This window comes from Bradyrhizobium sp. STM 3809 (genome assembly GCF_000239795.1).
Classification (GTDB): Bacteria; Pseudomonadota; Alphaproteobacteria; order Rhizobiales; family Xanthobacteraceae; genus Bradyrhizobium.
In genome coordinates this window covers 1-8,750 of the sequence record NZ_CAFJ01000579.1, presented here as the reverse complement: position 1 = coordinate 8,750, position 8,750 = coordinate 1, and the positions used below count along the sequence as shown (strand labels likewise).

Annotated in this window: 6 protein-coding genes; 1 reads left to right on the top strand and 5 read right to left on the bottom strand. The window is 66.5% G+C overall.

Annotated elements, in window-relative coordinates:
* Window positions 1-16: 16 nt before the first annotated feature.
* The 5 genes from BRAS3809_RS26210 to BRAS3809_RS26190 form a co-directional block, all read right to left on the bottom strand.
* Window positions 17-1,675: a methyl-accepting chemotaxis protein gene (locus BRAS3809_RS26210; protein WP_008965035.1), complete on the bottom strand. Its 1,659-nt coding sequence runs from the start codon at window positions 1,673-1,675 to the stop codon at window positions 17-19.
* Window positions 1,676-1,693: 18 nt separating this feature from the next.
* Window positions 1,694-2,017, bottom strand: a complete 324-nt coding sequence (locus tag BRAS3809_RS26205; protein ID WP_008965034.1) for a plastocyanin/azurin family copper-binding protein — start codon at window positions 2,015-2,017, stop codon at window positions 1,694-1,696.
* Window positions 2,018-2,031: 14 nt separating this feature from the next.
* The gene (locus tag BRAS3809_RS26200; protein ID WP_035658721.1) at window positions 2,032-3,108 is read right to left on the bottom strand and encodes a cytochrome-c peroxidase; all 1,077 of its coding nucleotides are present in this window, start codon (window positions 3,106-3,108) and stop codon (window positions 2,032-2,034) included.
* Window positions 3,109-3,377: 269 nt separating this feature from the next.
* The gene (locus BRAS3809_RS26195) at window positions 3,378-4,022 is read right to left on the bottom strand and encodes a Rossmann-fold NAD(P)-binding domain-containing protein (protein WP_008965031.1); all 645 of its coding nucleotides are present in this window, start codon (window positions 4,020-4,022) and stop codon (window positions 3,378-3,380) included.
* Window positions 4,023-4,041: 19 nt separating this feature from the next.
* Window positions 4,042-6,357, bottom strand: a complete 2,316-nt coding sequence (locus BRAS3809_RS26190) for a Tex family protein (RefSeq protein WP_008965030.1) — start codon at window positions 6,355-6,357, stop codon at window positions 4,042-4,044.
* Window positions 6,358-6,553: 196 nt separating this feature from the next.
* Here BRAS3809_RS26190 and BRAS3809_RS26185 point away from each other — a divergent pair, with 196 nt between their 5' ends.
* The gene (locus tag BRAS3809_RS26185) at window positions 6,554-8,614 is read left to right on the top strand and encodes an ATP-dependent helicase (protein ID WP_008965029.1); all 2,061 of its coding nucleotides are present in this window, start codon (window positions 6,554-6,556) and stop codon (window positions 8,612-8,614) included.
* Window positions 8,615-8,750: the final 136 nt, after the last annotated feature.

Here is an 8,750-nt window from a genome sequence, read left to right as displayed (position 1 = left end):
ACGTGTCCACCAGCGATCAAGCCGCGCGAACGGTCGCCAGGAACCTGTCGACCTCGGTGCGAAGCCGCTTGCTGTCATTGGCCAGCGACTGCGCCGCGGACAGCAGGCTGGAGGAGGCCTCGCCGGTGTCGGCGGCCCCACGCCTGACGTCGGTAATGTTGGTCGACACCTCCTGTGTGCCGTGCGCCGCGTGCTGGATGTTGCGCGAGATCTCCTGGGTCGCTGCGCCCTGCTCCTCGACCGCCGAGGCGATGGCCGAGGACACCTCGGACAGCCGCTCGATCGTCGAGCTGATCTGGCTGATCGCGCTCACCGACTCCTGGGTCGCCGCCTGGATGCCTGCGACCTGCTGGCCGATTTCGCCGGTTGCCTTCGCCGTCTGCTCGGCGAGCGCCTTCACCTCCGAGGCGACGACCGCAAAGCCCCGTCCCGCCTCGCCGGCACGCGCCGCCTCGATCGTCGCATTGAGCGCCAGGAGATTGGTCTGACCGGCGATCGCGTTGATCAATTCGACCACGTCGCCGATGCGATTGGCCGCCTTCGACAGCTCGCCCACGCGATCGGTCGTGGTCCGCGCCTGATCGACCGCCTCCCCCGCCATCCGCGCCGACTCCAGGACCTGGCGGCTGATCTCGTTGACAGAGGACGACAGCTCCTCAGTCGCCGACGCCACCGAGTGCACGTTCGTCGATGCCTGCTGGGATGCACCGGCCACCACCTCGGCCAGTTGACGCCCGCGACTGGCCGTACCGGTCAGCGCCGTGGCCGAGGACTCGACCGCATCGGAGGTCGCCGAGACCGTCCTGACGATTTCACCGATGGCTTGCTCGAACGTATCGGCCAGACGGCGCATGTCCGCCTTGCGCTGCTCGGCGATGCGCTGGTCCTGCTCGATCTTCGCTGCCGCTTCCTGTTGCGCGCGCTCGGCGGCGAGCAGCTTGAAGCGTTCGACCGCGCGCGCCACGTGGCCGATTTCGTCCTTGCGCCGGACGCCAGGAAGCACAACGTCGAAATGGCCGTCGGCGAGCTGGATCATCGCCTTTTCGAGCGAGATGATCGGCCGGCTGAGCGAGTAGGCGAAGCCCAGCGCGAGCAGGATGCCGAGCACAAGCGTGGCGCCCGAGGCGGCCATCATCATCATGCGCGAGTCCGCGACATGGGCTTCGGCCTGAATGCGGTATTCGTAGCCATAGGCCGCCACCAGCTCGACCAGGTCGTCCACGGCGGCAAGGGCGTCGCGGCCGAGGTTGCTTAGCAGAAAGGCGGTCGGAATCTCGGTGACGCCTTCGGGCGCCGGCTTGAGTATCCTGAGCGCCGCATCCGACCAGTCACGCAGCTTCTTGCTTGCCTGCTCGCGCGCGGCATCGACGCTGCTCGACTGCACGCGTTCGCGGACGATGTCGAGATCCTCTGACATCGCCTTGACGAGCTTCTCGAACCTCTCGGCGGATTGCTTCGAGGTGCCGACCGTCTCGGCCCGGCTGAGGACCAGCAGCGCGGCGTTGAGCTCCGAATGAACCGAGCGCGCGTGATTGATCGCCATCAGTGGTCCGTCGTAGAGACGGACCACGAGGTCACCCGCTGAGCTGATGCCCCGCAGTCCGTAAAGCGCCAGACCGCCGGCGAGCGCAAGCATGATGCTCAGGACCGCGAGGATCCTCAGACGGATCGACATGTGTCAATGCTCCAGAATCTAGTCGACGACCTTGACGGTCATTTTCATGCGCGGATGGATCGCGCAGATCACGGCCACGTCGCCGGCCTCCTTGAAAGTCACGTCGGTGGAGGCGCCCGGCTGCTGGGAGCCGAGATTGAACTCGTTGCCCTTGCTGGTCGACATGATGTTGTGCGGGATCGTGTCGTCATTCAGGAAGGTGAGCGCATCGCCCTTCTTCACGGTGACGCTCTCCTCCGAGAACGCCCGGCCCTGCTGATGGATGACCTGCGTGGCGGCCAGCGCGCCGGTGGACAGGCCGGCGAGAATTGCGACGGCGAGAAGGCTTCGGGCTCGGGACATGGTGATTTCCATCGTTAGCGCGGCAGCACGGGCGCGGCCGTCGGCGTGAGATTGCTGGTGAGGGTTTTCAGGAACGCAACGAGATCAGACTTTTCGGCAGCGGTCAGCCCGAGCGGACGCATCAGGTCGGAACGGCTCGGCCGATCGACGCCGCCGCTGTCATAGTGGTCGACGACCTGCTCCAGGGTTGCCAGGGAGCCGTCGTGCATGAACGGCGCGCGGCGGCTGATTTCGCGCAGGCCCGGCGTCTTGAAGGCGTGCTGCATCTTGATGACGCCGGGGGCGTATTCGCCGCGGCCGATGTCCTTGCTCGGCAGGCCGATATCCTGGAAGCCGTCATTGGTGAAATTCCAGCCCTCGTGACAGGTCATGCACTGGGCCTTGCCGTTGAACAGCGCGAAGCCGCGCTTGGCGTCCTCGGAGATCGCCTTCTCGTCGCCGTCGATCCAGGCGTCGAACGGCGCGCGGTCCGAGACCACGGTGCGCTCGTAGGTCGCGATCGCCTTCGCGAGCGTCTTCGGTGTCATGCCGTCCTTGGGAAAGGCGGCTTCGAACAGCGGCTTGTATTCTGGAATGGTGCCGAGACGCTGCATGAGATGATCAAGCGGCATGTTCATCTCGCCGGCGGCCTGGATCGGGCCGAGCGCCTGCTCCTCCAGGTTGGCCAGCCGGCCGTCCCACATGAAGATCTCGCCCCAGGCCGCATTCACGACGGTCGGGGAGTGGCGGCCGAGCTTGTTCATGCCATTGCCGACGCCGACGGCAAGGCCATCGCCCCAGCCGAAGCTCGGACTGTGGCAGCTGCCGCAGGACTGCGCCATCGACACCGACAGACGGGTGTCGAAATACAGCTTCTTGCCGAGCGCCGCCTTTTCCGGCGTGTAGGGATTGTCCTTCGGGAACGGGATCGTCGACGGACGCCGATACAGCGCCTTCAACGTGTCAATGCTCGAGGGCGCCTTCTGCTGCAGCGTGACCTGTTTGGTCTCGCCGACGAGAGCGGCGCCGAGGCCGGCGGTGGCGAAGCCAAAAATGAGGGCAAGGGCGGTGCCGAGCGAAAGGGAACGAGCGGTGAGGCTACGCAGCATCATGGATGTCCTGGAATGCTTCGGCGACGACCGGGCCGTGAAGCCATTGGTTAGCTAGCTGCGAATGACACATGCTTCGGATTAAGGAAAACTTGATTCCCCCCCTGCCAGCTACGCCGTGGAACTACGGTTGCCGTACTAACACGGTGATCCATTTCGTCCGCATCGACGCGAGCCAAATGCACGGCGCCGTGCACGAGCGATCCTCACGCTGCCCGACTTCGATTTTTCATAAGTAGGACGATTGCCCGCGCCCGCAAGGGTACGGCGGATCAACGGCGCATCGCGCCCGACAGGAGGATCGTCCGGCCCGTCGCGGAGGGCACCGCGGACAACAGCGCGGCGGCGACATCGGCCGCCTCGATCGGTTTGTAGTTCGCGGGGATCAGGAAGCCGAAGATGCGGCTCAGCGCACTGCCCCATTCCTCGCCGGGACGGGTCGGCTGGCCAAGCTCGGCGCGGGCTCCAGCCAGGAGCGAAGGCCGCGCGATCACGAGACCTTCGAAGGGCAGCGCGGAGAGGTCCCGCTCGAGCTCGCCCTTCACGCGGCTGTAGAAAATGCGCGACGCGGCATCGGCGCCCATGGCGCTGACGAGGCCCACCCGCCTGGCGCCGCTCGCGAGCGCCGCCTTGGCGACAGCGAGGTTCGCGTCATGGTCGATGGCGCGGAAGGCGGCCTGGCTGCCGGCAACCTTGATGGTCGTGCCGAGCGCGAGATAAAGCTCGTCGGCCGCCGGCAGCGGCGGCAGCGCGGTGAAGTCCACGACATGGCTCGTCAATTTCGGCGAGACCTGCGGCGGCGCGCGGCGGCCGACGCAGTGAACGTGGTCGACGCCGGGGTCGGCCAGCAGGCCGCGCAGCAGCTCCCGGCCGACGAGGCCGGTTGATCCTGCGATGATCGCGATGCGGCCTGCCATGCCTCCTCCTGTGGGCGCCTCAGGCGCCCTTGCGACGCTCCTGGGCCTTCGCCAGCGCCGCCGCGAACGCGCCGCCGCCCGACGGCTTCTCCTCGCGCGTGGTCATGCGCGCCGCCGCCGGCGGCCGCGCGCTGGTGCGCTTCTCGCCCTTGGCGGGCAGCGGATCGGACAGCCGCAAGGTCAGCGAGATGCGCTGGCGCGGCACGTCGACGTCGAGCACCTTGACCTTCACGACCTGGCCCGGCTTCACCACCTCGCGCGGATCGTTGATGCGCTTCTCTGACATCGCCGAGATGTGGATCAGGCCGTCCTGATGCACGCCGATGTCAGCGAAGGCGCCGAAGGCGGCGACGTTGGTGACGGTCGCCTCCAGGATCATGCCGGGCTTGAGGTCGGTGATCTTCTCGACGCCTTCCTGGAAGGTCGCGGTCTTGAACTCGGGGCGCGGGTCGCGACCGGGCTTCTCCAGCTCCTTGATGATGTCGGTGACGGTCGGCACACCGAAGCGCTCGTCGGCGAACTTCGCCGGGTTGAGCGCCTTCAGCGTCTTGGTCTCACCGATCAGCACCTTGATGTCGCTCTTGGTCGCCTCGAGGATCTTCTTCACGACCGGATAGGCTTCCGGATGCACGCCGGAGGCGTCGAGCGGATTGTCGCCGTCGCGGATGCGCAGGAAGCCGGCGCACTGCTCGAACGCCTTCGGCCCCAGCCGCGGCACGTCCTTGAGCTTGTCGCGCGTCGGGAACGGCCCGTTGGCATCGCGATGCGCGACGATGTTCTGGGCCAGCGTCTCGCCGATGCCCGACACGCGCGCCAAGAGCGGCGCCGAGGCGGTGTTTAGATCGACGCCGACCGCGTTCACGCAGTCCTCGACGGTGGCATCGAGCGCGCGCGCCAGCTCATACTGATTGAGATCGTGCTGATACTGGCCGACGCCGATCGAGGCCGGCGGCACCTTGACGAGCTCGCCGAGCGGATCCTGCAGGCGGCGCGCGATCGACACCGCGCCGCGGATCGACACGTCGAGATTGGGGAATTCCTTGGCAGCGAATTCCGAGGCCGAATAGACCGACGCGCCGGCTTCCGACACGATCGCCTTGGTGAGCTTGAGGTCCGGCTTCAGCTTCATCAGGTCGGTGACCAGCTTCTCGGTCTCGCGCGACGCCGTGCCGTTGCCGATCGCGACCAGCTCGATGCGGTGCTTGATGCAGAGCTGCGCGAGCGTGAGCATGCTCTCGTTCCACTGCCGCTGCGGCTCGTGCGGATAGATCGTCGCGTGGTCGACGAACTTGCCGGTGCGGTCGATGACCGCGACCTTGACGCCGGTGCGGAAGCCCGGATCGAGGCCGAGCGTGGCGCGGCCGCCGGCAGGCGCTGCGAGCAGGAGATCGCGCAAATTCGCGGCGAACACGCGCACGGCTTCCTTCTCCGCCTCTTGCCAGAGGCGCATGCGGATATCGAGTGCCAGCGAGGTCTTGATGCGGGTGCGCCAGGCCCAGCGCACGGTGTCGGACAGGAACTGATCGGCGGGGCGGCCCTGGCGCGAGATGCCGAAGGTCACCGCGATGCGGTTCTCATACAGCGACGGATCCTTGGAGTCCTCCGGCTCGCCATCGCCGAAATCGAGCTGCAGCACCTCTTCCTTCTCGCCCCGCAGCATCGCCAGGATGCGGTGCGAGGGCAGCTTGGTGAACGGCTCGGAGAAATCGAAATAGTCGGCGAACTTCGCTCCTTCCGTCTTCTTGCCGTGGCGCACCGACGACTTGACGGCGCCGCGGGTCCACATCTCCTCGCGCAGCGAGCCGACGAGGTCGGCATGCTCGGCGAAGCGCTCGACCAGGATCGCGCGCGCGCCGTCGAGCGCAGCCTTGACGTCCTTGACCGGATTGTCGCCGTCCTTCTTGATGAAGGCCTTGGCCTCGTCCTCGGGGCTCTTCATGGGATCGCCGATCAGCATGTCGGCGAGCGGCTCCAGCCCGGCTTCCTTGGCGATCTGCGCCTTGGTGCGGCGCTTCTCCTTGAACGGCAGGTAGATGTCTTCCAGCCGCGCCTTGGTGTCGGCGGTCGCCAGCGCCAGCTCGATCTCCGGCGTCATCTTGCCCTGCGACTTGATACTCTCGATGATCGCGGTGCGGCGCGCATCCATCTCGCGCAGATAGCGCAGGCGCTCTTCGAGCGTGCGTAGCTGCGTGTCGTCCAGCATGCCCGTCGCTTCCTTGCGGTAGCGCGCGATGAACGGAACGGTCGCGCCGCCGTCGAGCAGGTCGATCGCGGCCTGGACCTGGGCATCCCGAACGGAGAGCTCAGCAGCGATGATGGAGGCAAAATTCGACACGGTGTTCTTCCGAGATTCGTGACGGGGCTGATTGGATAGGAGTCCGCACGCCCCAGCGCAAGCGGCTGGCTGACGCTCTGTGGGCAACCGTGGCAAAAAAGACCGGTTGCGAATCATGTAAAACGCTGTCGCAAGCGGGCCATGTCGTTGCGCGCATGGCGCAAATCGCTGATTCTTGCGAACAGAGGGGCGATTCGTGCAGGCAACGGCCGCGACATATCTCGACGATCTCAATCCGGAGCAGCGCCGCGCCGTCGAGCATGGCGGCGCTTGTGCCGCACCGGGACCGCCGCTGCTGATCATCGCAGGCGCCGGCTCGGGCAAGACCAACACGCTGGCGCATCGCGTCGCGCATCTCCTCGTCAACGGCGCCGATCCGCGCCGCATCCTGCTGATGACATTCTCGCGCCGCGCGGCCAGCGAGATGAGCCGGCGCGTCGAGCGCATCGCGCGCAAGGTGCTGGGCAGCCAGGCGGAGGCGATCACCGCAGGGCTCACCTGGGCCGGCACGTTTCACGGACTTGGTGCGCGAATGCTGCGCGAGTATGCCGAGCGCATCGGCCTCGATCCCGTGTTCACGATCCATGATCGCGAGGATTCCGCCGACCTGATGAATTTGGTACGGCACGAGCGCGGCCTGTCCAGCACGCAGAAGCGCTTCCCCACCAAAGGGACCTGCCTTGCAATCTACTCGCGCTGCGTCAATGCCGACATGCCGCTCGACGAGGCGCTGGTGCGCCACTTTCCCTGGTGCGCGGAATGGGCGGGCGAGCTGAAAGGGCTGTTCGCGGCTTACGTCGACGCCAAGCAGGCCAATGCGGTGCTCGACTACGACGACCTGCTGCTCTACTGGGCGCAAATGATAGCGGACGAGACCATCGCCCGCGAGATCGGCGAGCGGTTCGACCATGTGCTGGTCGACGAGTATCAGGACACGAACCGGCTGCAGTCGCAGATCCTGCTCGGGCTCAAGCCAACCGGCGCGGGCCTCACCGTCGTCGGCGACGATGCGCAGTCGATCTACGCGTTCCGCGCCGCGACCGTGCGCAACATCCTGGAATTCCCAGATCAATTCAGCCCGCGCGCCGACATCGTCACGCTCGACCGCAACTACCGCTCGACCCAGCCGATCCTGTCCGCCGCCAATGCCGTGATCGGGCTGGCGCGCGAGCGCTTCACCAAGAATCTGTGGACCGACCGCATTGCGTCGCGCAAGCCGCAGCTCGTGACGGTGCGCGACGAGGCCGAGCAGGCCCGCTACATCGTCGAGCAGGTGCTGGCCAAGCGCGAGGAAGGCATCTTGCTGAAGCAGCAGGCGGTGCTGTTCCGGACCTCCTCGCATAGCGGGCCACTCGAGGTCGAGCTGACCCGCCGCAACATTCCGTTCGTGAAGTTCGGCGGGCTGAAGTTTCTCGATGCCGCGCATGTCAAGGACATGCTGGCCTGCCTGCGCTTCATCGAGAATCCGCGCGACCGCATCGCCGGCTTCCGCGTGCTGCACCTGATTCCGGGCATCGGCCCGACCTCCGCCCAGCGGTTGCTCGATGCCGCCGGCGAGAGCGCCGATCCGCTTCGTACGTTGTGCGCACAGCCGGCGCCGGCGCGGGCGGGCGAGGACTGGACCACGTTCGTGCGTACGCTGGAGCAGTTGCGGGTGTCGGACTGGCCCGCCGATATCGAGCGCGTCAGGCAGTGGTATCAGCCGCATCTCGAGCGCGTGCATGAGGATGCCGAGGTGCGCAGCGCCGATCTGCTGCAGCTCGAACAGATCGCCAGCGGCTATCCCTCGCGCGAGCGCTTCCTCACCGAGCTGACGCTCGACCCGCCCGACGCCACCTCCGACCTGGCCGGCGTGCCGCTGCTCGACGAGGACTATCTGATCCTCTCCACCATCCATTCCGCCAAGGGCATGGAATGGAATGCGGTGCATGTGCTCAACGTCGTCGACGGCTGCATGCCGTCCGATCTCGGCGCCGGCTCCAGCGCCGAGCTGGAGGAGGAGCGCCGGCTGCTCTATGTCGCGATGACCCGCGCCAAGGATGATCTGCATCTCCTGGTGCCGCAGCGCTTCTTCGTGCATGGCCAGCCGGTGCGCGGCGATCGTCATGTCTACGCCTCGCGCACGCGGTTCATTCCGGAAGCCCTGGTGCATTTGTTCGAGCGTGTGAGCTGGCCGAGGGTGCAAGCGGGGGTGGCGGTTGCGAGCGCGGGGCCACGGATCGACCTGGGCGCGAGGATGCGCGAGCGGTGGCGGTGAGCTAACGCGGCAATAGCGCTCCTACGGTGCCAATGATTGCGCCCTCTCCCCTTGTGGGAGAGGGCATCGCAGCCATCAACGGCATACTCACTCGGGTGAGGGGGTGCCCCGAATTCAGGTCTGAGTTCGTGGCAAC